The sequence below is a fragment of the Coprococcus sp. OM04-5BH genome (assembly GCF_003482105.1).
Lineage (GTDB): Bacteria > Bacillota > Clostridia > Lachnospirales > Lachnospiraceae > Coprococcus.
In genome coordinates this window covers 130,922-157,738 of sequence record NZ_QULM01000001.1, presented here as the reverse complement: position 1 = coordinate 157,738, position 26,817 = coordinate 130,922, and the positions used below count along the sequence as shown (strand labels likewise).

The following is a 26,817-nucleotide window of genomic DNA, read 5'->3' as shown; positions in this document are numbered from 1 at the left end:
TGTTTTCCAATCTTGCTGTAATCCTGCTCCAGTGTACCTTTAATGAAATATTAAAATTTTATAAATTGCATTAAAATACATGATATGATATAGTGTCGGATGATGATGTAGATAGTTAGAGGGAATGAGACATTCATGTAACGTAGGCACATATTAAATAGTGACGACGAAATGTCACCGAACGAATGTGAATGGACGATAAAAAGAATTACTAAAGAATTACTTAAGAAGAGAGAGTAGATAAATGGTATTTTCAAGTCTGTTATTTGTATTTTTATTTTTAACGGCTAATCTAATAGTTTACTTTAAATGCGGAGAGAAAAATCAGAATAAGGTGATGCTTATATTCTCTCTGGTTTTCTATGCCTGGGGCGGACCGAAGTATCTTGTGCTTCTTGTAGGCGAGACGTTTGTCAGCTGGTTCACAGCCAAGAAGATGGCAGAGGACAGAGAGCAGTACGGAAGTGATGCACCGGTAAAAAAATATCTTGTGATTGAGTGCGTTGTACTTCTTGGACTTCTGTGTATATTCAAGTATCTTGGTTTTATCCTTGGAAATGTACATGCACTTACGGGCTTTCCCAAGTCTGTACCACAGATAGTGCTTCCTATAGGAATATCCTTTTATACATTCCAGCTTATTTCATATGTTGTGGATGTGTACTGGGGGAAGACAAAAGCACAGCCTGTGTTCTGGAAACTTCTTCTTTACTCAAGTCTGTTCCATCAATGTATAGCAGGTCCTATTGTAAGATACCAGACTATAGCTGATGAGATAGATCACAGAAAGATCAAGATGAGCGATGTATATACCGGCGTCCGCATGTTCTCGCTGGGGCTTGCCAAGAAAGCTATCCTTGCAAATTCCTGTGCGGCAGCAGCAGACAGCCTTCTTCCTGCAGGTGTCGAGAATCTTAAAATGCAGGCAACCTGTGGAATGTGGCTTGGAATGATATTTTATATGCTCCAGATATATCTGGATTTCTCAGCATATTCGGATATGGCTATAGGAATGGGAAGGATGATTGGCTTCCATTACGATAAGAACTTCAATTATCCTTACATTGCAGGATCGGTTCAGGACTTCTGGAGAAGATGGCATATATCATTGAGCACCTTTTTCAGAGATTATGTATATATACCTCTGGGAGGAAACAGGGTGAGCACAGGCAAATGGGTAAGGAACATGGCGGTAGTATGGTTCCTCACTGGATTGTGGCACGGAGCAAGCTGGAATTATATATTCTGGGGATTGTGGTATCTGTTCTTCCTGCTACTTGAGAAGTTCGTGATAAAGGATAAAATGCCTAAGGCAGTGGGACATGTATATACACTTATGGTTGTATTGTTCGGATGGGTAATATTCAAATTCGAGAGTCTTAAGGAGCTTGGGGTAGTATTCGGAGGAATGTTCGGAATAGGTGCGAATGGCTTCACCAGCATGAATGTCCATACAGTATTCTTAAAGTACATATTCTTCCTTATATTTGCCATTGTGGCATGTACACCGCTCTACAATAATGTGAGAAAGAAGCTGTTTGATGTAGGAAGAGAAAACGATACAGTGTTTATGGTTGCAAATGTGCTCGATATGATAACACCGGCACTCATGCTGATATTGTCAACACTGGCACTTGTCGGCGCCAGCTACAACCCATTCCTGTATTTCCAGTTTTGAGATTGTGCCCATGCGTTGAAAACGCATATTGAAATGGCACAATCGACTTGCCGCCGAGAGATTGTGTCCATGCGTTGAAAACGCATATTGAAATGACACAATCGACTTGCCGCCGAGTGTAAACGAGGGGGCGTTACCTATAAAACGAGGGGGCGTTACCCGTAATACGGGGGGGGCGTTACCCGTAAAACGAGGGGCGACACCATGTACATAAAAAAGGGATTTAGCGTATGAAGAGAAAATATACCAAAAAACAAAGACAGATAATAAAAAAATATCATAATTTAGGAATAATACTTTTCGCCGGAGTAATGCTCTTGGGAGCATTTTTAGGTCTTCTCTTCTTCGCAAGACCAAAGACCTCGGAGAAGGAGAAGCGTAGTCTTGCCAAGTATCCGTCATTTACCATGAAGACCTTCCTAAACGGAGAGTACTTCTCCGATGTGTCCACATGGTACTCTGACACATACCCGTTCAGGGACGCTCTTGTTTCAGCGGATCAAAAGCTTAAAGGCCTCTATGGAATAGAGAGTAAGACCATGATGGTAGGTGAAGAGAAACAGGCAGATGAGATACCGGATATAAATGATAATACAGAAGCTGTTACCGAGACAACCACAGCAGCCACAACAGAAGCGGCTACCGAGGACACAGAGGCAGGAGCTACAACAGAAGCTACTACAGAAAAGGTAAGAGAAGTCGATCCACCTGACTCAAAGGGTATGGACGAGGAGATACAGAACCAGATCCAGCAGAATCTGTATGTTAAGGGAGATGCAGCCTACAGCGTGTATTATTTTGGAAAGGAAAACTGTACCAACTATGTTGCGGCACTTAACAATGTGGCAGCAGAACTTAAGGGACAGACAACAGTGTATAACATTCTTGTGCCTAACAACTCAGGTGTAATGCTTTCAGAGGATGAGCTTAGCAAGCTTGCAGGCTCCGACCAGGAACAGGCTATAGATTATTACTACAGTATAGAGTCAGACGATGTTAAGACCGTTGACACTATAAAGACCTTAAGAGAGCATAATGACGAGTATCTGTACTTCCGTACAGATCACCACTGGACACAGCTTGCAGCCTACTATGTATATCAGAATTTCTGTAAAGTTAAGGGAATAGAGGCTCATGATCTGTCATATTATGACAAGAAGGAGTTCAAGAACTTCCTTGGAACCTTCTACAGTACTCTTGGCAACAGCAACATGGAGGCAAATCCTGACACTGTTGATGCCTATGTTCCAAAGGGAACCAACGATATGACCTTCTGGGATACGGACGGAAAGGAATGGAACTGGAATGTCATCTATGATGTGGATAGCTGGGCAAGCAGCTCCAAGTACATGACCTTTATCGGTGGTGACAGACCTATGGAGGTAATAGAAAATCCACAGATAAAGGACGGAAGCTCCTGTGTGGTATTAAAGGAATCATACGGTAACTGTTTTGTTCCGTTCCTGGTAGACCACTATCAGACAGTTTATGTCCTTGACTATCGTTATACTACAGTAAATGTCCTTGATTTTGTTAAGGAAAAGCAGGCTGATGATCTTATTATCATAAACAATATAACCATCATCGGCAGTACATCTGTTGTAGACCTTATAAGCGGATTGCTTAAGTAGTTATAGAAAAGTGTCAAAAAAAAGAAATCAGGAAAAATATGAAAAAACATAAAAAGGTGATTTTTGAAACATTGTTTTTCATAGGTATATTCTTACTCACTCTTTACAGTGTGTTCTTCGGCGAGGACCTTGGAGCTATTGCAGATGGTCTGGGGCGTTGCAATAAGGCGTGGCTTTCACCTGCCATACTGTGTGTTGTGATATTTATATGCGGAGAGGCCGTTATCATATGGCATCTCATGAAGACATATGGAATAAAGACACCTATGAAATACTGCATTCTGTTTTCATCGGTTGGATTTTTCTTCAGCTGTGTAACACCGTCAGCCAGTGGCGGACAGCCTATGCAGGTATATTTTATGAAAAGAAAAAATATTCCCATACCGGTGGCATCGGTGGTCCTTATGGTAGTAACCATTGCATATAAGATGGTTCTGGTCATTACCGGTCTGCTGCTGTTGATATTCGGACATGGCTTTATTGTTTCGTACCTTGGTGAAGCCATGTGGATATTCTATCTGGGAATATTCCTTAATGTAGGTTTTATTGTATTGCTGTTGTTTGTAATGTTACATCAGACATTTGCATTAAGACTTACAGTGGGATTTAACAAATTTCTTGAGAAGCTCAGGATAATAAAAAAGAAGCCTGATATGGTCAAGAAAGTAATAAAGTCCATGAGACAGTACAGGGAGTCTGCGGCGTTTATGAAGACCCATCTGGGACTCATGGTAAATGTATTTATAATAACCATAATACAGAGATATGCTATGTTTGCGGTAACGTATTTCGTATATAAAGCCTTTGCGCTTTCAGGCACGCCATGGTACAGGATAATCCTGCTTCAGGCGGTGGTTGCCATATGTGTAGATATGCTTCCTCTTCCGGGAGGAATGGGAATATCAGAGTCACTGTTTAAGATAATGTTTGAAAACATATTTGGAGCGGCACTTTTACTTCCGGGACTTATATTAAGCAGAGGCATAGGATATTACGTTGAACTTATATTCTCAGCATTGCTGACTGTTGTGGCGTTTTTAGTGTTAAAGGATAAATCTGGAGGGGCAGGAATAGAATGATAGGATTTTATAATTATACAGTGATACTTACTTATCTGAGTCTGGCATCATCGGTTATCGGTATGGCATGTGCTATCTGTGGTATGCTTAAGTGGGCAGTGTGTTGTCTGGCAATATCCGGATTGTTCGATGCATTTGACGGCAGGGTAGCAAGAACCAAAAAGGACAGGACAGAGGATGAGAAGAGCTTTGGAATACAGATTGATTCTCTATGTGATATGGTATGCTTCGGTGTATTTCCGGTTATAATATGCTGGAATGCAGGTATGAATACAGCACTGTCATTTGTAATATTATTGTTTTATTGTCTTGCAGGACTTATTAGATTAGCATATTATAATGTTATGGAGATAAATGGCAAGCAGTTCGTGAAGGATGGCAAGAAGTACTACACAGGACTTCCTATAACTTCTGTGGCAGTCGTACTTCCTATAATATTCCTTATATCGCCATTATTTGAAAATTATTTCATTTATGTGATGACTTTCTTCATGTTGCTTATGGGCGTATTGTTTATAAGCAACTTCAAGTTGAAGAAGCCTGATACAAAGCACCTTATGATTCTTATCATAATAGTTGCTGTCATTATAGTTTATCTTCTGTATGAATTTAGCTGGAAGGAATACTTTAACTGGAATATAAAGGATTTCTTCATGCATAAGTTCAGAAATCTTAAGGAGGGAGGCTTCCTGTTTTTCTGACAGGAAAATGACTTCTGATATGGAACGATCTCGGATGAGAGATTGTTGCATTTAGTTGTGGGGACTTTTGTTTCAGAATGTTTGTTTGGCAGAAAAGGAGAATATATGCGTTGTTTGAGAAAATGTAAAGGCAACGTTCCTAAGAAATCCAGCAATAATAAAGTGCTGGATTTTCTTTACAGAACGGAAAGTGGAAGAAAGGTTTTAAAGGTGTTGGTACACCCGGCTGTATCGAATATTGGCAGAGTATTTCTTAATACAAGGCTGTCCTGCGTGTTCATAAATCCATTTATCAGGGCAAATAATATCGACCTGTCGGGCTGCGAGAAGTTCGGCTTTAATTCATATAACGATTTCTTCCACAGAAGATACAGAAAGGGATATCTGGATATCGATATGAACAGGGATGATTTCATCAGCCCTTGTGATGCCAGATTGTCAGTTTATGAGATAGGGGAGGACTCGGTGTTCAACATTAAGAATACGGAGTATGATCTCCATGACCTTCTTAAGGATAAGAAGCTTGCGGAGAGATATAAGGGTGGACATCTGTGGCTGTACAGACTGTGTGTGGACGATTATCACAGGTATATTTACCCGGTAAACGGCATTAAGTCAGGAAATCGCAGGATAAATGGTGTGTATCACACTGTTCAGCCTATTGCAAATGACTACTATCCTATCTATAAGGAGAATACAAGAGAATACTGTCTTATTAAGACAAAGGACGCCGGCACTGTGCTCATGATGGAAGTGGGGGCACTGCTTGTGGGCAGGATTGCAAATGATGAGATCTGTGCTGCCAGAGTGTCAAGAGGCGGAGAGAAGGGTCACTTCGAGTTCGGGGGATCTACAATAATCGTTATGACCCAGAAGGACAAGGTTGTTCCTGACAAGGTATACACCGAAAGTACTGCCTGTGGAATTGAGACAGTGGTGAAGCTTGGACAGAAGGTTGGTGTCATGAAAAACTAATCGATATAAAAATAAGACGGAGAGAAAATCAGCATGTTGGATAAAATAGAAGCAATAAACGGAGTCATTAATAACTTTATCTGGGGAGTGCCTGCCATGATATGTATCGTGGGTGTAGGCTTGTTCTTAAGCTTCAGGACAAAGTTTATTCAGATAAGAAAGTTCCCATATGCCATGAAGGTGACATTTGGACGTATGTTCAAGAAAAGAGAGGCGTCAGATGGTGCCCTCACGCCATTTCAGGCTGTGTGTACGGCACTGGCGGCAACAGTAGGAACCGGAAATGTTGCAGGTGTGGCCGGAGCCATAGCCATTGGAGGACCGGGAGCGGTATTCTGGATGTGGATGTCAGCTCTTCTTGGTATGTGTACCAAGTTCTCCGAGGTTACTCTTGCAGTTCATTTCCGTGAAAAGAACAAGGACGGGGATTATGTGGGCGGTCCTATGTACTACATTAAGAACGGTCTTAAGAAGCACTGGCTCTGGCTGGCATATCTGTTTTCCGCCTTTGGTGTTCTTACAGTATTCGGAACAGGAAATGCCACTCAGGTAAACACAATAACTACAGCCATAGACTCAGCTTTATTTAACTACAATATTATTTCAGAAGACACAGCTCCTACCTTAAACCTTATCATAGGTATAGTACTTGCTGTTCTTATCGGGCTTATCCTTTTAGGAGGTGTCAAGAGAATTGGCCAGGTGGCAGAGAAGCTGGTTCCATTCATGGCTGTGTTCTATATTATTTTGGCAATTGGTGTAGTAGTGATAAATATAAATCATGTACCGGAAGTATTTTCAGACATATTCAAGGGAGCATTTAATCCTGCGTCCGTAACGGGCGGTGTTGTGGGAAGCTTCTTTATGAGTATGAAGAAGGGTGTATCCAGAGGAATATTCTCCAATGAGGCAGGTCTTGGAACAGGATCCATAGCCCATGCTTGTGCGGATACAAGAAAGCCTGTAAAGCAGGGATTCTTCGGAATATTTGAAGTATTTGTGGATACTATTGTTATCTGTACCCTTACAGCTCTTGTAATTCTCTGCAGCGGAGTTCCTGTAGGATACGGACAGGCGGCAGGTGCGGAGCTTACCATCAGCGGATTTACTTCAACCTACGGAGGCTGGGTATCAATATTCACTGCTGTGGCAATGTGTTGTTTCGCATTCTCCACCATCATCGGTTGGGGACTTTACGGTACCCGTTGTATAGAGTTTTTATTTAATTCCCGTGTAAATAAGCCGTTTATGCTGGTGTATTCCCTTGTGGCAATAGTCGGTGCTACATTAAATCTTGACCTCCTGTGGAGCGTTGCGGAGACTTTTAACGGACTTATGATAATCCCGAACCTTATTGCGGTATTCATGCTGTCCGGAGTTGTGGTGAAGATGGTGAAGGAATATTTCGCCGGAAAGGAACAATAGATTTTTTGAAAATATTGTTGACAGCAGGGGTACGCTGATGTAACATAACAGTGTTATGAGGAAGCACCCATGCATCGAAGATACATATTGGAATGGTGCTGACGAAATGCCGCCGAGAGATTGTGCCCATGCGTTGAAAACGCATATTGGAATGGCACAATCGACTTGCCGCCGAGTGTAAGCGAGGGGGCGTTACCATTAGGCGAGGGGGCGATACCCGTAATAGTGGGGCGATACCCGTTAGTAGGGTAAGTTTTAGGAGACAAATCATGAACAATGAACATGAAACCAAGGAGCGTCTGCTTGAATGTGCCAGAGCGGAATTTTTGGAAAAGGGTTATCAGGGGGCTTCCCTGAGAAGTATATGTAAAAAAGCAGGAGTTACTACCGGTGCATTGTATTTTTTCTTCAAAGATAAGGAAGATCTGTTTGATGCTATTGTGGAGCCCACACTTGAAAAGGTGAAGGCCATGTCTATGCAGCACGTAAATCAGGAGCTTATGGCATTGCAAAATGTTCCGGGAGCAGAGGAAGATGACATGCATGACGACAGGAATGCAACGGAGCAGATACTTCATGTTCTGTATAGTGACTATGACATATGTCAGCTTCTGTTGACCAAGAGTCAGGGATCAAAGTATGAGAATTGCCTTGATACATTTGTAGATATATTCGAGACAGGGCAGAAGGCTCTGGCAGTGGAGCAGGCTAAGCAGCTTGGAGTTCCGGTTCCGGATGATTACACGCTGCACTGGGTCATACATATCCAGCTTGACGCATATGTACATGTCCTGCTACATGAACCAGATGAACAGAAGGCACTCAGCCACATGGATAACGTATTAACTTATCTGTTGTCCGGATGGATGGCACTATTCAGAAAGAAATCCGAGTAAGATGATTTAATTAAAAATGATTTTAATAAAATCAATTTGTATCAAGTTGAACAAAATGCGTCTGAATGAAATTAGTTGCAAGAGCAAAAATGCTAATTAAATAATTTTAAAATAGGCTATGCCTTAAGTTAGGCATAGCTAATATTTAAACATCAACATAACACTGTTATGTTGATTTGCACATAATGATGACAATTTGATGAAAAAGTTTAACAAATAGATCAAATATTAAAATGTCTATGGGAGGAATAAGACACATGTATGTACAGGTATCAGATGTGAAGAAAAGCTATGGAGAAGGCGGAAGCTACATTCAGGTATTGAAGGGCGTGACTGTGGGGATCGAGAAGGGAAGCATGTGTGTAATACAGGGAACCAGTGGTTCCGGTAAGTCCACATTGCTTAACTGTATCGGAGGACTTGATATAGTCGACTCAGGTTCTATCCAGGTGGACGGCAGGGAAATGGTAGGCTTAAAGCCTGATGAGCTGTCGGACTACAGAAGGGATTATCTGGGATTTATCTTCCAGTTCTACAATCTGGTGCCGAACCTTACAGTGAGGGAGAACATACAGGTATGTGAATACCTTACAGACAATCCACTGGATATAGATGAGCTGTTGGATGTTCTTGGACTTGTGGAGCACCAGAACAAATTCCCGTCCCAGTTATCGGGCGGACAGCAGCAGAGATGTGCCATTGCCAGAGCACTTATAAAAAATCCAAAGCTTCTCTTGTGTGACGAGCCTACAGGTGCTCTTGATTCCAAGACCTCAAGAGATATCCTGGTGCTTCTTGAGAAGGTAAATGCCCAGTACGGAACCACAATGGTGATCGTAACTCACAACAATGCCATTAAGGACATGGTTGATCAGGTAATAATCCTTAAGGATGGACTTATCAAGAAGGATTACAAGAACGAGGTTAAGATACCGGCAGCAGAATTGGAGGACTTATAACATGCAGAAGGTTTTGAGAAAAAGGATACTTAGGGATCTTAAGAAAAATGCTCCCAGATATATCGCCATTGGATTTCTTATAGTACTTAGCATGTATCTTGTAGTAAGCATGTTAGGTGCTGCGGAGACAATAATTAGGGGAAGTGAAGCGGCTGACGAAAAGGCATGCGTAGAGGATGGCGAGTTCTCGCTATTTGTCCCTATGAAGAAGAGTGAGTGGAACAGGCTTAAGGATAAGGGGGTTACCCTTGAGAAAATGTTCTATCTTGATTACACAGACAAGGACGAGAAGGTAATACGTTTATTCAAGAACAGGGAAAATATTGACAAGATAACTATAAAAGACGGCAGATTGGCCGAGAATGACACAGAGGCGGTCATAGAGAGAAGGTATGCGGAGGTCAACCATATCAATGTTGGGGATAAGGTGGAGATCGGCGGCAGAGAATTTACCGTATCCGGAATAGGAACGGTTCCTGATTATGACTGTACCTTAAAGGGTATTGGAGACACAGGCTGTGACAGTAAGAACTTTGGGCTTGCATTTGTCACTGAGGATACATATGAGTCAATGAAGGCGGAAGGTAAGAATTCAAAGTCTGAGGAATACTATTATGCGTACATTTTAAATGACAGCATGACAGATGAGGAGCTTAAGGATGAACTTAAGAACCTTGAGTTCTCCGCAGATGATGTGGATGATGAGTTCTTCCGTGACTATTGGGACAGGACCATCGGGGCAAAGGATGATCTTGAAAATGGTATACATGAGCTCCTTGATGGCTCAAAGGAATTAAAGGACGGTCTTAAGGAGCTTACGGACAACAATGCCGGTATGAAGCTTGGTGCCCGGACAGTGCTTGAGTCCTATATCTCCGAGGCAAATGAGAGTCTTTCCTCATACGGTTTTGAAACGCTCACAACAGATAACTTTGAAGATGTCCTTAAGAACCATATAGATAACGAAAGTAACGCAATAATGAAGCTCACACTTCAGAATCTCCTTTCTGATCTCAAGGAGCTTAAAACCTATGCTGATGGTGTGAGGGAATATACCGACGGTGTGAAAACTGCCGAAGAAGGTGCAGGAGAATTATATGATGGTATAGATGAGTTAAAGACAGAGACAGATGACATTATAGATGAGATATTCAATGCTGACGCAGGAAATCTCCTTTCATTTGTCAAGGCGGGAGATAACCCAAGGATACAGGCAGCCTCAGGTGACCAGGAGCTGTACAGAAGTGTAGGTGTTATAGCCGGTTGTATAATCCTTGTGCTTATATCCTATGTGCTGTCAGTATTTGTAGTACATTCAATAGATGAAGAGGGTGCGGTGATCGGTGCACTGTATGCCCTTGGTGTCAGGAAGAAGGATCTGATGAACCATTACATAATGCTTCCTACAGTTGTTGCCACCATATCCGGCATCGTCGGAACCCTGATCGGCTACAGCAGTCTGGGTGTAAGGGTGCAAATGCAGGACTGCTACAGCTATTATTCTCTTCCGGAGCTTGATGTAATGATAATGCCATACCTTATTGTGTACGGAGTTATCGTTCCGCCGGTTATCTGCTATATCGTTACAAGACTTGTCATCAACAAGAGATTGTCAAGACCTGTGCTTACGCTCATAAGGAATGAGCAGAAGGCAGGCAGGAGCAAAAATGTCAAGCTCAAGGACATGAAGTTTATGAAACTGTTCCGTTTAAGACAGATAATAAGAGAGAGCAGAACAGCATTTACAGTAGTATTTGGAATGTTTGTAAGTATGCTTATCGGCATCATGGCAGTTGAGATATATGTGTATTGTGCACATGTCAGAAGCCAGTACCCAGAGGACACCAAGTATGAATACATGTACACTTACAAATATCCTACAGAGAACGTCCCTAAGGGTGGCTATGAGGCGTATGCCAAGACCATGAAGAAGTCCATATATGGCTACAGCTTTGATGTTACTGTAATGGGAATTACCGACGACAACCCATTCTTTGATGTGGATCTTGAGGATACAGCAGAGAGTGTTACCATAAGCTCATCAATATCCTACAAATTCGGCTTGAAGGTGGGAGATGTACTCACACTTAAGGACGAGGAAAATAACAGATTATATGCATTTGAAATAAAGGCCATAACCCAGTATTCTCCAAGCTTCATGGTGTTTATGCCATACGACAGGGCATTGGAGCTTTTTGGTGAGCAGGATGATTTCTACAATGTGGTATTCTCCGATCACGAGCTTGACATAGAGAAGGGAAGACTGTATTCAACTACCACAAAGGCCGATGTGGAGAAGGCGGCAGGTATCTTCTCCGATCAGATGAGAGGGATGATAGTTACTTTAGGCGGAGTGTCTGCGGTTATATTTGCAATAGTGCTCTACCTCATGATGAAGGTAATGATAGACAGATCATCCTTCAGCATAGCACTTATAAAGATATTCGGTTACAGGAACAAGGAGCTTAAGAGGATGTACCTGGACGGCAACTTCTACGTGGTAATGTTAGGTGCGGTAATATCCGTGCCGCTGTCAAAGCTAATAATGGATCTGGCCTATGAGCCGGCATTTACACCTAATGTTGCCTGCGGCGTAGACAAATCCTTCCCTGCATGGTTCTATATTGGAATATTTGCAATAGTTGTTGTGCTGTACTTCATCATAAATCACCTGCTGGTGGGACGTATCAAGAAGATGACACCGGTGGAAGTGCTTAAGAACAGAGAGTAAGGCATTTGCTTTACAGAGAAGACCCTGGTTCGGGAATTGCCCCGGATCAGGGTCTTTTTTTTCTTGTAATCAGGTGACGATATGCTATAATGTATTGGAGTTAGACAAAACTAACCTGAAAACATTTTTAGATAAGAGGGAGGATGAAATTCAAATGGCGGTAACAATAGTTGCGATTTTAATGATCATGTTAGGATATTTCCTTATTTTGTACGGAGTGGTTGCATTTATCCAGGATAAGAGATTTTTCTCCTCGGCACCAAAAGAAAATCTTGAGGCTATCCCAGATAAAAAGCAGAGATTTCCTGGTGCAAGCATAGTCGGTTGGATCATAGAAGTGATCGCACTTGCATTATTTGCAGGGGCAGTGATCCTTGCAGCCTGGGATGGAGTCAAGAATAATTTTGGCTTCGGGCTGTTCTTCGCAAGATTTATAGCAATGCTTTATTGCATGGAAATCTACGATATATGCTTTTTCGACTGGGTTCTTCTGTGCCACTCCAACTTCTTCCCGCACTTCTACCCTGAGCTTAAGGGCGTGGTGGGACCACATATGTTTGGCTACAACAAGAAAACTCATATAATGCATTTCATTATCTACATCCCGATCTGCCTTGTGGTTGCATGGGTATGCACACTGTTTTAAGGATAGCGGAGTATGTAGGTGATTGATCATGTGTGCTGTTGGATTATGCGTGCAGGCATGTTGTTTTGGTCGGCAGATCATATGGAGTGATGCAGTATGTATGCAGGTTGGTCAGTGGATTTGCATAAAAATACATAATTGATATTTGCGGAGGTAAATGTGACAATGAACATCCATGAATTTGGAAAAGAAAATAAAGAGACAATTTTGCTGATACATCCATCAGTTGTGAAGTGGGATTATTTTGAAAATGTAATTCCGCTGCTACAGAAGAAATACCATTTGCTTGTGCCGGCTCTTCCAGGATATGACTTTGAGAATAACAGCGATTTCACCAGCGTGGAGCAGATCGCTTCGGAATTAAATGACTGGCTCAAGGCAGAAGGTTACACCGAATTGTATGCGGTGTATGGCTGCTCAATGGGCGGCTCTATTTCACTTCTGGTGGCATTGGGACAGAAAATTCCAATAAGACATTGCATTATGGATGGCGGAATTACGCCTTATCAGCTGCCATGGATCGTGACACGTTTTATCGCCCTTAAGGATTATCTTATGATGATGATTGGAAGGACAGGCGGAGTGGGACTGCTGGAAAAGGCATTTGCAACTGATGAATACACCAAGGAAGACCTGCAGTATGTGGCGGATGTCTTGAGACATTGTAGCAGCAAGACCTTGTGGCGTACATTTGAGTCGTGCAACAACTATAAAGTTCCTGCAAATATTCCAAAGCTTGACACTGAGCTTCATTACTGGTATTCAGACGGTGAGGAAAAGGAGCGAAAGCAGGATATAGCATATATAAGAAATAAATTCCCTCAGACAAAATTTGAAGTTTTGCCTAAACTGGGACATGCGGGGCTGGTGCTCCTGAGACCGGAATTATTTGTGGAAATGATCGATAAGCTGGGATAGGAAAATCCCGGTCTTGCTATCCCGAAAAAATAGGACTATAATTTCATGCGGTAAAATTCTAAACAAGAAAGAGGAGTAAAGCATGAAAGACAGTAGACTTATACTTAGAGGAGAGGCGGCACTCTTACTTGCGATCATCATAAACAGCATAGGAGTTTTACTTATGCTCCAGTCCGGTTCGGGAATATCTGCAATATCAAGTGTGCCTTATGCATTCAGTGAGGTATTTCCTAAGTTGACCCTTGGGACATGGACATATATCTTCCAGGGGCTTCTTGTGATCACACTTATGGTTCTCAAGAAAAGATTTGTTCCATCATATCTGTTCAGTTTTGTGGCAGGTTTTATGTTTGGCAAATTAATGGACGTAAATGAATTGTGGATAACAAAATTACCAATGTCAATTCCACTCAGAATAACCTATTTCGTAGTGAGCTATGTGGTTCTTTGCTTCGGCATAGCATTGTCAAATAGATGTAAGCTGCCGATAATACCAACAGATCTGTTCCCAAGAGATCTGGCAGAGATCATCAACAAGCCGTATTCAAGAGTGAAGATCACCTTTGATGTGACCTGCCTGCTTGTTACAGCCTGCCTTACATACTTTGCTCTTGGAAAGATACTGGGACTTGGAATAGGTACCATTGTGGCTGCATTTACAATGGGTAAAGGTGTTGCCATTGCAGGAAAGCTCATTGACAAAAAGATGACTTTCGTATCGTTTCTTCACAAAGAGCCGGATAATGAAGACTTAGTAAAGATAAAGTCAGACAAGATCCTTGCGGCAAAAAATTAGTAAATAGAATATATCTTCTAAAAAGCAGTCAGTCTAAGAAATTAGATTGGCTGCTTTGGTTTTTTTGTAAATATGCGAATAAAATATAAAAAATATTCGCAAAAGCACTTGACATATCAGTTAGTTAGAACTAACATATATGCGAATGAAATAAATAAAATATTCGCATATAACAGGGAGGACGCAGAATGTTCATCGAAGGAAAAGGTTTAGTAAAGAAATATGGAAAAGGAGAAGCAACGGTATATGCCTTAGACCATACAGATTTCGGTATGGAGAAGGGAGAGGTTGTTGTAATCCTTGGTCCCAGCGGAAGTGGTAAGAGTACACTCTTAAATATACTTGGCGGTCTTGACAAGCTGACAGAGGGAAGCATGATAGTGGACGGAGTTGATCTTGAGAAAATGTCTGCCAGAGAGCTTGAAGCATACAGAAGAAATAAGCTTGGATTTGTATTCCAGTCATACAATCTTACACCGGATCTTACTGTAAGAGAGAACATTGAAATGACTGCAGAGCTTGTAAATGATCCCCTCAGCGTAGACACACTTATGGAAAGCCTCGGACTTACCAGGTATGAGAAGCATTTCCCTAAAGAACTTTCAGGTGGACAGCAGCAGAGGTGTGCCATTGCCAGAGCCATGGTGAAGAAGCCTGACATACTTCTCTGTGATGAGCTTACGGGTGCATTGGATACCAAGTCATCAAAGGATGTTTTAAAGAGAATCCAGAGCATGAATGATACATACAAAACAACAGTTGTTATCATCACCCATAACCTGAACATTGCCGGTATGGCAGATCGTATCATCAAGATCACAGATGGTAAGGTAGTGTCAAATACAAAGAACACAGACAAGAAAAGAGTAGAGGAGATGGAATTGTAATATGACTATCAACAAGAGAGCAGGACGTAGCGTAAAGAAAAATATATCCTTTTATATTATAAGTATCATCCTCACTGCAATTACATCCATGATTATAGTGGCTGCTGTGTCAACAGGCCGTACCCTTACCAAGGTTGTGAGAGACTTCGTGGATGAATATAAGGCAGAGGACGCAGAATTTGTTACATATAAGCCTCTGACAGACGATGATATAGAGAAACTTGAAAATGAATATGATGTGATCCTTGAGTATAGTGGCTATAAGGATGTGAAAGTAGAAAGCGGAGATCTGGACGGAGCCACCATCAGAGTATTTGCCAAGCCGGAGAAGCTGAACCTGTATGATGTGAGAGACGGTCATGAACCGGGAGCCGGAGAGACACTCCTTACCCAGGACTTCGCAGATACCCACAATATAAAGGTTGGGGATGAGATTTCCCTTGGAGATCATTCCTATAAGGTATCAGCATATACAACAAAGGCTGATTACATTTATATGCTCCAGACATTTACAGGATTTATCGACAATGAGAAATTTGCAGTGATGATTGTAGATCGTCAGGAATATGACAAGATCGACGCTGAGGAGACAGCGTACTATTCCATAAAGTACAACAAGGACAACTCAAAGGAAGTCCGCAAGAGATTAAACAAGGATTACGTGATCGCAAGCTATATGGCAGCCACAACCAACACCAGGATATCAATGCCTGTAAATGAAGGTGACGCCGTTTCAAATATGGCTACCATGTTCGCACCTGTTATGTTCATAATTGTCCTTACACTTATTGTCATGGTGCTTGGAAGAAATATAAAGAGTGAGCAGTATCTTCTTGGAACATTTATCTCACTGGGATTTTCAAGAAAGCAGATTGTAGGTCATTATGTAAGATATGGCCTGATACCGGGCGTCATCGGAAGTGTGATCGGAGTACTGACCTCCATACCGCTTACCGGATTACTATGCACATTCTACATTGAATATGATTTTGAGACACTTATTTACAAACCGACATATAACATTCCTTCTATTATAATCGCCCTGGTGCTTCCTACACTTCTTTACTGTGCAGCTATTGCAATACAGGCGGGAAGACTCCTTAAGAAGGCACCTGTGGATCTCCTGAGAAATACAGGAAAAGAAACAAAGACCATCGGAATAATGAAGGACAGCCATGCAAAGACCCAGATAAAAATGAGAGTGAGAAGCGTCATCGGACATCCGGGAAGAAGCATCGTCACCATTATAGGTGTGGCAATCGCAGCCTTCTGTATAATTGCAGGACTGGTCATGAGCGACAGCATGGATACACTGCTTGATGGCGGACTTAAAAGCTCAATTAAATACGAATATCTGTATAGATTAAACACTCTTTTGCAGGGCACACCGGATGAGGGAGAGGCTCTGTTCCAGAATTATTATGAAGTTGACGGCAGTACAGTGCAGCTTTCTGCACAGGGAATAGTGGACAATTCCAAATATTTCCCGGATAAGACAGATGGCGGAGATAAGCTTGACCTTGATAAATATTACCTTACAAGTGCAGCGGCAGAAACATACGGGGTAGAGGTTGGCGACGAGATGACATTTTTCAACATTGCCGATCTTGAAGAACATAAGGTAAGGATCAGTGGAATTGTAACGGATAATACCCACTGCTACCTGTACACAGGGATGGATAACGCAACAAGGCTTGCAGGGGTAGACAAGGGAACCTACAACTGTATCATAAGCAAGGATAAACTTTCACTTGACAAGGAGCTTGTGGCAAGTGAGACCAAGATGACTGTCACAGCAGAAACAATGGATAATCTCATGGGACCTATGAAAGCCATCATTTTCATAATCGAGATCGTGGGAATAGTACTTGGTGTATTTGTGCTGTACCTTATCATCAACATGATTGTGGCTGAAACCTCAACAAATATCTCGGTTATGAAGGTACTTGGTTTCAGCAAAAAAGAGATCTCCAACAGAGTGCTCAATGTAAATCACATCCTGGTATGTATAGGATATCTGTTGGGAATACCTGCCGCATATTCATTTGTCAAGGTAGGATATTCCGACACAATAGATAATTACGGAATGCTGTTCTCACCTGTTATTACTGCTAAGGCTATAGTGATCAGCTTCCTGCTTACCTGGGTTACATACGAACTGTCACTGTTGCTCCAGAAGAGAAAAATATCAAGGATTGACATGGTGGAGGCTTTGAAGGAAAATAGTAGGAACGAATAGTATTATTTGCAAATACTGTTATTTGGAGGAAGCACATGGCTAAGAGGGTATTTACAGAAGCGGAGAGAGCAGAATATAAGGAAAAAATGCTGGCGGCAGGCTTTGATCTGCTGAAGCAGTATGGAATGACACATATGTCCGTCGCCAAGATCACAGAGGCAGCAGGCATAGGTGTTAGCACCTTCTACAATTTCTTCCCATCAAAAGAGGCTTATGTGTATGAAGTGGTGCAGTACAGGAGGAGCATAATCCCTGAATTGCTGCGGATGGCATTGAACGGGAAGGAAAAGGCTGGACCTGCCGAGACGAGAACCTACCTGAAATTCATGATTGATGACAATTACAGCATATTTCCAAGTCTTTCCCCGGAGGATGAGAAGCGTCTGGTGCAAATGCTTCCGGAGCAGGCGGCACCCAATATGCAGAAAGAACTGCAGATTGCAAATAAATTCATGACCCTTATGGAGGGTGTCCGACCGGACGTAAATATGACCCTTGTGGCAAATCTCATAAAGGTCTATGTGCTTGCTGCGGAGGGAAGAGAGATGCTTCATGAAGCTGTGTATGAGGAAACCATGGAACGGATGAGAGACCTTATATTGTATGAGATATTCGGAAGGACGGAGTAAGAGCCAAGTGCCTGTATTTATGTTATACTGTAAATACGATTTAGGTTTATATAAGGAGACCATATAAATGACCATTGAATATAAAAGACTTACAGAAAAAGAACTTGATACTTTTATTGACATGAGGATAAACCAGCTTAGAGAAGAAGGGGCTAAAGAAGAGATAGATCTGGTCCCTGCATTGAAGGGATACTATACTAGACATATGGCTGATGGAACATTTGTATCCTGGCTTGCTCTTGATGGGGAAGATATTATAGGAACAAGCGGAATGTCATTTGTGGAGAAGCCTCCTTATTTTGGATGTCCAAGTGGAAAGATAGGATTGTTATCCAGTATGTTTACGAATCCAAAATACAGAAGAAAGGGCATTGCGAAGGAACTGCTATCCCGTGTTGTAAATGACGCCAGAGACTATGGATGTGGAACAATACAGATTACAGCGTCCGATATGGGGGTTAAATTGTATATGGATTTTGGATTTGTACATAATGATAACTTCATGCAATATAAACTTTGACGTTCAGGGGCTGATCGTGAAAGAACATGTTACCACAATGATGGAATGTACTTCGGATAATTGTGTGGATGATTATGTTGTAAAAACGGTATCCTTGAAAAAAGGTATCAATAGAATAAAAATTGTGGGATATGAATGTGAAGATATTGCTTTAGAGTTATTGTCACAGGATTTCGAGCGATGAAAATTGAATGCATGTTTGACATAAAGGTTGTTAAATGATACTATAATTTAAAAGAAGGTGCTACCGATAGACGGTTAGCCCTGAAATATTTGATCAAAATGACCGCCTACAGTTTACCAGGACTAGGGCGGTTATTTTTTCGTCTTATCATTGCTCTTAGAACCAACGGTATAACCAAGAGCAAAGCAGGTAATACATAAGCTGATAATGGCTATAAAAAGCTCCGCTGTAAGCATAAGCACGAACCTCCTCATATAGATTTCCTGGAAGGATTTCTATGTAAACACAGGCTATAACTCCTGTGGAGAAGAACTAACCGCCTACCGAATAGGGTAGCACCATATTCATTATATCAAACATATGTTCGGAACACAAGAGGCGTTGTATAAAATGTAAACTTTAAATGGATTAATATTCATGAAAAGCGGTGAAAAATGAAAGTTTTAATGATTAATGGAAGTCCACTGAAATAGACAAATGACGATTGACGGAGGGGTGGAGCATTTGCATTGATCGCATGGTTATTTGTTGAAAATAGTACAATGATAAGGTATTGACATTCACAGTTTATGTTTTATAATGTAACAAAAAAGAAAATTTAATAAAGCTATAAACCGATGAAGGAGAGGAGTACCTCTTTACGATGTCTTCCAGAGAGCTGCGGTGGTGAGATGCAGTAGAATAGTAGGATGGGAATGGACTCCTGAGGGCACAGTCAAATGCATTTGAGCTATGCAGAGTATTCTGTGACGTGTGGCATACGTAAGTTGTCGTGAATATGAAGGTATTCAGCTAAGAGCATGGGTCGTTTCCATGAATTCAGGGTGGCACCGCGGATAATAAAGTATATTCGTCCTTGATAGATATTTAATATCTGTCAGGGACTTTTTTAATGCAAATAATTAAAATAGTCATGAAAACACCTCCTGACAGACAATCAGCTAATACCATATAGAAGTGCAGATGGACAGGTATTCAATGAAAGGAGAAAAACCATGATCAAAGAAGCTATCGTAAAAATTGTAAACAAAGAGGACCTCTCATACCGGGAAGCGTATGAAGTAATGAACGAAATAATGAGTGGTGAGACAACACCAACCCAGAATGCAGCATTCCTTGCAGCACTTTCAACCAAGAGTGCAAAGGCAGAGACAACAGACGAGATCGCAGGCTGTGCGGCAGCCATGAGAGATCACGCCACAAAGGTTGACACAGGAATGGATATATTTGAAATCGTAGGAACAGGCGGAGACAATGCCCAGAGCTTTAACATTTCCACAACAGCAGCTCTTGTTGCAGCAGCCGGCGGAATGAAGGTTGCAAAGCACGGAAACAGAGCAGCTTCATCCCTCTGTGGTACAGCGGATTGTCTTGAAGCACTTGGGGTAAATATAAATCAGGAGCCTGAAAAGTGTGTAGAGCTTCTCAAGGAAGCAGGCATGTGCTTCTTCTTCGCACAGAAATATCACACATCAATGAAGTATGTGGGAGCAATAAGAAAAGAGCTTGGTTTCAGAACAGTATTTAACATCCTTGGACCTCTTACCAATCCGGGAAACCCTAAAATGCAGTTACTTGGCGTATATGACGAGTACCTTGTAGAGCCGTTGGCACAGGTTCTTATAAATCTCGGCGTTGAGCGTGGAATGGTGGTATATGGAATGGACAAGCTGGATGAGATCTCCATGAGTGCACCAACCAAGATCTGCGAGTTCAAGGACGGATGGTTCAAGACATACATCATCAATCCTGAGGACTTTGGATTTGAGAAGTGTACAAAGGACGAGCTTAAGGGTGGCACTCCTGAAGAAAATGCAGAGATCACAAGAAATATCCTTAAGGGTGAGAAGGGTCCAAAGAGAAATGCAGTTCTCATGAATGCCGGAGCAGCCCTCTATATCGGGGGAAAGGCAGACAGCTTCAAGGCAGGTATAGAGCTTGCGGCAGAGATCATCGACTCAGGCAAGGCTACCGAGACCCTTGATAAATTCATCGAAGTAAGCAACAGATAATATTTGCAGATATATAGATTTACGAGAAGGAGATATAAATGTCAATTCTTGCAGAACTGGCAGCATATGCCACATACAGAGTAGAGCAGGCAGAAAAGCAGATAAGTCTTTCTGACATCAAAAAAATGGCAGAGGATATGCCTAAGGGAAAATTTGAATTTGAAAATGCACTTTCCGGAAAGGAGCTTTCGTTCATTTGCGAATGTAAAAAGGCGTCACCTTCAAAGGGGGTCATCGCAGAGGATTTCCCTTATGCAGAGATTGCGGAGGAGTACGAAAAGGCAGGTGCCGACTGCATATCAGTCCTCACGGAGCCTAAGTGGTTCCTTGGAAAGAATGAGTATCTGAAGGAGATCACCGAAAGGGTAAGTATCCCATGTATCAGAAAGGATTTCACAGTAAACGAGTACATGATATATGAGGCGAAGCTTCTTGGTGCCTCGGCGGTGCTGCTAATTTGTTCCATACTTACAGAGGCGCAGATAAAGAAATACATAGGCATATGTGACGGGCTTGGCATAAGTGCCTTGGTGGAGGCTCACGACGAGGCAGAGATCGCCATGGCGGTAAATGCAGGTGCAAGGATCATCGGGGTAAATAACCGTAATCTCAAGGACTTCTCGGTTGACACCGGAAACAGCAGAAGGCTTCGGGCACTGGTGCCGGGGAATGTGATATTTGTGGCAGAGAGCGGAGTGAAGACGGCAGAGGATATAAGAGCGTTGAGAGCCGCCGGGGTAAATGCTGTATTGATAGGTGAAACACTTATGAGAGCTGACGACAAGAAACAAAAGCTTGATGAATTGAAAGTCTGACAGAAAAACATAAAAATTAGAGACATTGCTTCCGGGCATTGACGAGAAAGCCTGGCGCAAAGCTAAAGATACAGGAGGTTTCATGACGAGAATAAAGCTATGTGGCCTGACAAGGATTCAGGATATAGAAATTGCAAATAAACTAAAGCCGGAATACATAGGCTTCATTTTCTGGGACAGAAGCAGCAGGAATGTCAGTGCAATACAGGCAGCAAGGCTAAAGGGAAAACTAGATTCGGAGATAAAGACTGTAGGAGTATTTGTCAATGCTCCGGCTGAACAGGTAATAAGCTATTATAATGTGGGCATCATAGACATAGCACAGCTTCATGGAAATGAAAATGAGGAATATATAAAGAAGCTTCACGATGCAGGGCTCACAGTAATAAAGGCATTTAAGATGAAGAAGACCGGCGAGAACATAAACCTGGCAGGCAATGCGAACATTGAGACGCCTGAAAAGCCTACAGGCAATGCGATCACTGAGACATCTGAAAAATCAACAGATGATGTAATTACAGAAGCAGTAAAAAGCTCTGCAGATTATATAATGTTCGATCCGGGAAAGGGCGAGGGAGCAACCTTTAACTGGCAGCTCATAAAAGGTATTAAGAGAGAATTCTTTCTGGCAGGAGGACTGACTCCGGAGAATATAGAAAAAGCGGTTGAGACAGTTCAGCCATTTGCAGTGGACGTAAGCTCAGGAATCGAAACAGATGGACACAAAGACCCGGATAAGATGTCAGCTTTCGTAAAAAGCACAAGGGCGCTTTAGTGGAAGCTCATATATACATATAAAACAGTCCATGGCGAAATTTTTCGTAATGAGGTTTGACCTTGCTACCGGCACAAAGCCCATGTTTGAAGTCCGTAAGGACGAGTTTGGGCGACTGCCGGTTAATAAGCAGGTCGAACCGAATAGAAAAATAAGCAGGACTGATTATATGTATATATGAGTAATAAAAAAGCAAAAAAAAAATCAATCTCAATAGGAAGGAGACATAAAGATGACAAATACAAAAGGAAGATTTGGTATTCATGGTGGACAGTACATTCCGGAAACACTTATGAATGCAGTTATAGAGCTGGAGGAGGCATATGATCATTACAAAAATGATCCGGAATTTAACAGAGAGCTTACAGAGCTTTTAAATGAATATGCAGGAAGACCTTCAAGATTATATTACGCAGAAAAGATGACAAAGGATCTGGGTGGAGCAAAGGTCTACTTAAAGAGAGAAGACCTGAACCACACGGGAGCCCACAAGATAAATAACGTACTTGGACAGGCACTGCTTGCCAAGAAGATGGGCAAGACAAGGCTTATCGCCGAGACCGGTGCAGGACAGCACGGAGTTGCCACAGCTACAGCAGCCGCCCTTATGGGAATGGAATGTGTAGTATATATGGGCGAAGAGGATACCAAGAGACAGGCACTTAACGTGTACCGTATGAAGCTTCTCGGAGCAGATGTAGTCCCTGTTAAGAGCGGAACCGCAACTCTTAAGGATGCCGTATCAGAGGCAATGAGGGAGTGGACCTCAAGGATCAGTGATACTCACTATTGCCTGGGCTCAGTAATGGGACCACATCCTTTCCCAACCATCGTCCGTGATTTCCAGGCAGTTATCTCAAAGGAGATCAAGGAGCAGATCATGGAGAAGGAGGGAAGACTTCCTGATGCAGTTATCGCATGTGTGGGAGGCGGTTCAAATGCCATTGGTTCTTTCTACAATTTCATTGAGGACGAGGGCGTCAAGCTCATAGGCTGTGAGGCTGCCGGAAGAGGAATAGATACATTTGAAACAGCGGCTACAGTAAATACAGGAAGCCTGGGAATATTCCACGGCATGAAGTCTTACTTCTGTCAGGATAAATACGGGCAGATCGCACCAGTATATTCAATCTCAGCCGGACTTGACTATCCGGGTGTGGGACCGGAGCATGCATACCTTCACGACATAGGCCGTGCAGAATATGTGCCGATCACAGACGACGAGGCAGTTGAGGCATTTGAGTACCTTGCAAAGACTGAGGGAATAATCCCTGCAATAGAGTCTGCCCACGCCGTTGCATACGCCAGAAAGCTGGCACCGACCATGGACAAGGATCAGATAATAGTAGTTACAATATCAGGCAGAGGCGATAAGGATTGTGCAGCTATCGCCAGATACAGAGGAGAGAACATTTATGAGTAAGATAGCAGAAGCATTTAAGAACGGAAAAGCATTTATACCTTTTATTACCTGTGGTGATCCGGATCTTGACACCACCAAGCTTGTTGTAAAGGAGATGGCTGCAAATGGTGCCGACCTTATCGAGCTTGGAATACCATTTTCAGATCCTACGGCAGAAGGCCCTGTTATCCAGGAGGCAAATATCAGAGCGTTGAGTAACGGAGTTACAACCGATGATGTATTTGCAATGGTTAAGGACTTAAGAAAAGAAGTAACCATACCCATGGTATTCATGACCTATGCAAATGTAATATTCTCCTACGGTGCAGAGAAATTCATCTCAATCTGTAAGGAGATCGGCATAGACGGACTTATCCTTCCGGACATCCCTTATGAGGAGAAGGGAGAGTTCCTCGACGTCTGTGAGAAATATGGCGTAGATCTTATCTCAATGGTAGCCCCTACATCAGGAGACAGGATCGCCATGATCGCGGCAGAGGCGAAGGGATTTATCTACATTGTGTCAAGTCTTGGTGTTACAGGTGTGAGAAGTGAGATAAAGACAGATATAAATTCAATTGTTGATATAATCAGGGCAAATACCGACGTGCCATGTGCCATAGGCTTCGGTATCTCAACACCTGAGCAGGCAAAGGTTATGGCAGCAGAGGCAGACGGCGTTATCGTTGGATCAGCCATAGTCAAGCTCCTTGAGAAATACGGCAAGGAAGCATCAAAGTATGTGGGTGAGTATGTGAAGAGTATGAAGGAGGCATGTCATGTATCCTGAACTTAAGACAGTAAAGGAAATTGCAGAAAATGGGGACTACAGAAGAATACCGGTATGTATAGAAATGTTGTCCGACAGATACACTCCCATAGAAGTCACCAGAAGACTCAGGGAGGTAAGCCGCCAGTGCTATCTTCTTGAGAGTGCGGGACAGAGTGAGAACTGGGGACGCTATACATTCCTTGGATATGACCCGATCCTTGAGGTGACCTGCAACAACGGAATCGTAACCGTGAAGGAGACAGTTGACGGAAGCAGCAAGGTCATAAGCAGTGAGAGGACCTCCCATCCGGGAAATGTATTAAGAAAGATAATCGTCGGGCACAAGACAGCGGTGGTTCCGGGAATGCCTACATTTACAGGTGGTCTTGTGGGATATTTCTCATACGATTACATAAAGTACAGCGAGCCGAAGTTAAAGCTTGCCGACCATGGCGAGGGCGACTTTAAGGACATGGATCTTATGCTGTTTAACGACGTCATTGCGTTTGACAATTTTAAACAGAAGATATACCTGATCACAGGGGTGAAGGCAGAGGACATTGACAACTCATATGTGAAGGCAGAGGACAGATTAAAGAGACTTGCGGAGCTTATAAAAAATGGTAAGAAGAAGGAGTTTCAGCCCCTTAAGCTTAAGACGGAGATCAAGCCGCAGTTCTCCAGGGAACAGTATATGGGCATGGTGGAAAAGGCGAAGGACTATATCCATGAGGGAGACATATTCCAGGTGGTACTGTCCAATCCCATGAGAGCCGAGGCTGAGGGTAGTCTGTTCGACACATACAGGGTTTTAAGGACTACAAATCCATCCCCATACATGTTTTATTTCTCCAGTGATGACATTGAGATCGCCGGAGCTTCGCCGGAGACCCTTGCGAAGCTTGACAAGGGCAGCATAAGTACATTTCCGCTGGCGGGAACCAGACCAAGAGGCAAGACCCCTGAGGCTGACATTGCCACAGAAAAGGAGCTTCTTGCAGATGAGAAGGAGCTGGCTGAGCACAACATGCTGGTGGATCTGGGAAGAAATGATATAGGAAAGATAAGCAAGATCGGTTCGGTCCATGTGGAGAAGTATATGGAGATAGAGAGATACTCCCATGTAATGCACATAGGTTCAACAGTTGTGGGGGAGATCCGTGATGATATGGATTGCATTGACGCAGTTGACGCAATACTTCCTGCCGGCACTCTGTCAGGTGCACCTAAGTTCCGTGCCTGCGAGATAATAGAGGAACTTGAGCAGAGCAAGCGAGGCATATACGGTGGAGCCATAGGCTACATTGATTTTGCGGGAAATCTTGACGTGTGTATCGCCATAAGACTTGTATATAAGAAGAACGGCAGTATCTGCATAAGATCCGGAGCAGGTATCGTCAGCGACTCAAATCCTGCAAAGGAAGCTGAGGAATGTGTAAATAAGGCAAGGGCAGTGGTAGACGCTGTGAAGCTTGCGGAGGGAGGACTGGAATAATGATATTACTGATAGATAATTATGACAGCTTCTCATACAATGTGTACCAGCTTGTGGGCAGCGTCAACAGTGATGTGAAGGTCATAAGAAATGATGACTGCACAGTGGAGGAGATCGAGAAAATGGCTCCCGAAGCCATAATCATATCTCCGGGACCGGGAAGACCTGAGGACGCCGGAGTATGTATAGACGTGATAAAGTATTTTGCCGGCAAGGTTCCTATACTTGGAATATGCCTGGGACACCAGGCAATATGCCAGGCTTTTGGCGCTACAGTAACCTATGCTAAGGAGCTTATGCACGGAAAGAGGAAGGAAATGATCAAAACCTGCGAAAGCACTGTATTTGCTGGGTTGCCGGAGCGTTTCTACGCAGCAAGATATCATTCCCTTGCAGTTGACCCTGCGACCCTTCCAAAGGAACTTAAGGTCACAGCTGTAAGCGAAGACGGAGAGGTAATGGCTGTGGAGCACACAGAGTATCCTGTATTCGGACTCCAGTTCCACCCGGAATCCGTAATGACAGATGACGGCAGGATCATGATAGAGAATTTCCTGAAGAGTGTTAAATAATCAACTCGGCATTACACCTGTCCAGCAGGGATCAGGGTGAGGTTATTGAGAGAAAATAAGATTGTCAAAAATAAGATTTA

General features: G+C 42.7%; 23 protein-coding genes and 1 other annotated feature. All 23 genes read left to right on the top strand.

The annotated features are described in order from the left end of the window. Positions 1-244 precede the first annotated feature (244 nt). The 23 genes from DXB54_RS00715 (at position 245) to DXB54_RS00600 (ending at position 26,737) form a co-directional block, all read left to right on the top strand. A complete protein-coding gene (locus DXB54_RS00715) occupies positions 245-1,678 on the top strand; it encodes an MBOAT family O-acyltransferase (protein WP_021938420.1) in 1,434 nt (477 codons plus the stop codon). A 230-nt stretch (positions 1,679-1,908) separates the two neighbouring features. After that, positions 1,909-3,309 carry a DHHW family protein gene (locus tag DXB54_RS00710; protein ID WP_118693964.1) on the top strand — a complete coding sequence of 467 codons (1,401 nt, stop codon included), beginning with the start codon at positions 1,909-1,911 and terminating at the stop codon, positions 3,307-3,309. A 38-nt stretch (positions 3,310-3,347) separates the two neighbouring features. Next, positions 3,348-4,388, top strand: coding sequence for a lysylphosphatidylglycerol synthase transmembrane domain-containing protein (locus tag DXB54_RS00705; RefSeq protein ID WP_021938418.1), 1,041 nt, complete (start codon positions 3,348-3,350; stop codon positions 4,386-4,388). Further along, positions 4,385-5,089 (top strand): CDP-alcohol phosphatidyltransferase family protein, encoded by a 705-nt coding sequence (locus DXB54_RS00700; protein WP_118693963.1) that lies wholly within the window; start codon positions 4,385-4,387, stop codon positions 5,087-5,089. Before DXB54_RS00705 ends, DXB54_RS00700 begins: the two co-directional genes overlap by 4 nt. A gap of 114 nt (positions 5,090-5,203) precedes the next feature. After that, positions 5,204-6,064 (top strand): phosphatidylserine decarboxylase, encoded by an 861-nt coding sequence (locus tag DXB54_RS00695; RefSeq protein ID WP_330426324.1) that lies wholly within the window; start codon positions 5,204-5,206, stop codon positions 6,062-6,064. 33 nt (positions 6,065-6,097) lie between these two features. Further along, positions 6,098-7,489 (top strand): alanine/glycine:cation symporter family protein, encoded by a 1,392-nt coding sequence (locus DXB54_RS00690; RefSeq protein WP_021938415.1) that lies wholly within the window; start codon positions 6,098-6,100, stop codon positions 7,487-7,489. A 269-nt stretch (positions 7,490-7,758) separates the two neighbouring features. After that, complete coding sequence (locus DXB54_RS12130) at positions 7,759-8,385, top strand: TetR/AcrR family transcriptional regulator (protein WP_118693961.1); 627 nt, start codon at positions 7,759-7,761, stop codon at positions 8,383-8,385. A gap of 257 nt (positions 8,386-8,642) precedes the next feature. Next, entirely contained in the window at positions 8,643-9,344 is a 702-nt protein-coding gene (locus DXB54_RS00680; RefSeq protein WP_118693960.1) for an ABC transporter ATP-binding protein, read from the top strand. A gap of 1 nt (position 9,345) precedes the next feature. Then, positions 9,346-12,075, top strand: coding sequence for an ABC transporter permease (locus tag DXB54_RS00675; protein ID WP_118693959.1), 2,730 nt, complete (start codon positions 9,346-9,348; stop codon positions 12,073-12,075). 154 nt (positions 12,076-12,229) lie between these two features. Then, entirely contained in the window at positions 12,230-12,721 is a 492-nt protein-coding gene (locus DXB54_RS00670) for a hypothetical protein (protein ID WP_118693958.1), read from the top strand. 165 nt (positions 12,722-12,886) lie between these two features. Next, complete coding sequence (locus DXB54_RS00665; protein WP_021938410.1) at positions 12,887-13,639, top strand: alpha/beta fold hydrolase; 753 nt, start codon at positions 12,887-12,889, stop codon at positions 13,637-13,639. An 82-nt stretch (positions 13,640-13,721) separates the two neighbouring features. Then, positions 13,722-14,435: a DUF6198 family protein gene (locus DXB54_RS00660; protein ID WP_118693957.1), complete on the top strand. Its 714-nt coding sequence runs from the start codon at positions 13,722-13,724 to the stop codon at positions 14,433-14,435. Positions 14,436-14,623: 188 nt separating this feature from the next. After that, positions 14,624-15,322 carry an ABC transporter ATP-binding protein gene (locus DXB54_RS00655; RefSeq protein ID WP_118693956.1) on the top strand — a complete coding sequence of 233 codons (699 nt, stop codon included), beginning with the start codon at positions 14,624-14,626 and terminating at the stop codon, positions 15,320-15,322. 1 nt (position 15,323) lies between these two features. Further along, entirely contained in the window at positions 15,324-17,561 is a 2,238-nt protein-coding gene (locus DXB54_RS00650) for an ABC transporter permease (RefSeq protein WP_118693955.1), read from the top strand. 35 nt (positions 17,562-17,596) lie between these two features. After that, complete coding sequence (locus tag DXB54_RS00645; protein ID WP_021938406.1) at positions 17,597-18,190, top strand: TetR/AcrR family transcriptional regulator; 594 nt, start codon at positions 17,597-17,599, stop codon at positions 18,188-18,190. 67 nt (positions 18,191-18,257) lie between these two features. Further along, on the top strand, positions 18,258-18,710 hold the full coding sequence (locus DXB54_RS00640; RefSeq protein ID WP_021938405.1) for a GNAT family N-acetyltransferase: 453 nt from the start codon (positions 18,258-18,260) through the stop codon (positions 18,708-18,710). Between the two features lie 792 nt (positions 18,711-19,502). Further along, positions 19,503-19,755: a binding site (T-box leader), on the top strand. A gap of 134 nt (positions 19,756-19,889) precedes the next feature. Then, the gene (gene trpD / locus DXB54_RS00630; RefSeq protein WP_118693953.1) at positions 19,890-20,906 is read left to right on the top strand and encodes an anthranilate phosphoribosyltransferase; all 1,017 of its coding nucleotides are present in this window, start codon (positions 19,890-19,892) and stop codon (positions 20,904-20,906) included. A 38-nt stretch (positions 20,907-20,944) separates the two neighbouring features. Next, complete coding sequence (trpC, locus tag DXB54_RS00625; RefSeq protein ID WP_021938402.1) at positions 20,945-21,721, top strand: indole-3-glycerol phosphate synthase TrpC; 777 nt, start codon at positions 20,945-20,947, stop codon at positions 21,719-21,721. An 82-nt stretch (positions 21,722-21,803) separates the two neighbouring features. Beyond that, a complete protein-coding gene (locus tag DXB54_RS00620) occupies positions 21,804-22,496 on the top strand; it encodes a phosphoribosylanthranilate isomerase (RefSeq protein WP_118693952.1) in 693 nt (230 codons plus the stop codon). 232 nt (positions 22,497-22,728) lie between these two features. After that, the gene (gene trpB, locus DXB54_RS00615) at positions 22,729-23,919 is read left to right on the top strand and encodes a tryptophan synthase subunit beta (RefSeq protein ID WP_118693951.1); all 1,191 of its coding nucleotides are present in this window, start codon (positions 22,729-22,731) and stop codon (positions 23,917-23,919) included. Continuing rightward, positions 23,912-24,688, top strand: a complete 777-nt coding sequence (gene trpA, locus DXB54_RS00610) for a tryptophan synthase subunit alpha (protein WP_118693950.1) — start codon at positions 23,912-23,914, stop codon at positions 24,686-24,688. The genes trpB and trpA overlap by 8 nt, the downstream gene beginning before the upstream one ends. Then, positions 24,678-26,165, top strand: coding sequence for an anthranilate synthase component I (trpE, locus tag DXB54_RS00605; RefSeq protein ID WP_118693949.1), 1,488 nt, complete (start codon positions 24,678-24,680; stop codon positions 26,163-26,165). The genes trpA and trpE overlap by 11 nt, the downstream gene beginning before the upstream one ends. Then, positions 26,165-26,737, top strand: coding sequence for an anthranilate synthase component II (locus DXB54_RS00600; protein WP_021938397.1), 573 nt, complete (start codon positions 26,165-26,167; stop codon positions 26,735-26,737). Before trpE ends, DXB54_RS00600 begins: the two co-directional genes overlap by 1 nt. The last annotated feature ends 80 nt before the right edge of the window (positions 26,738-26,817 follow it).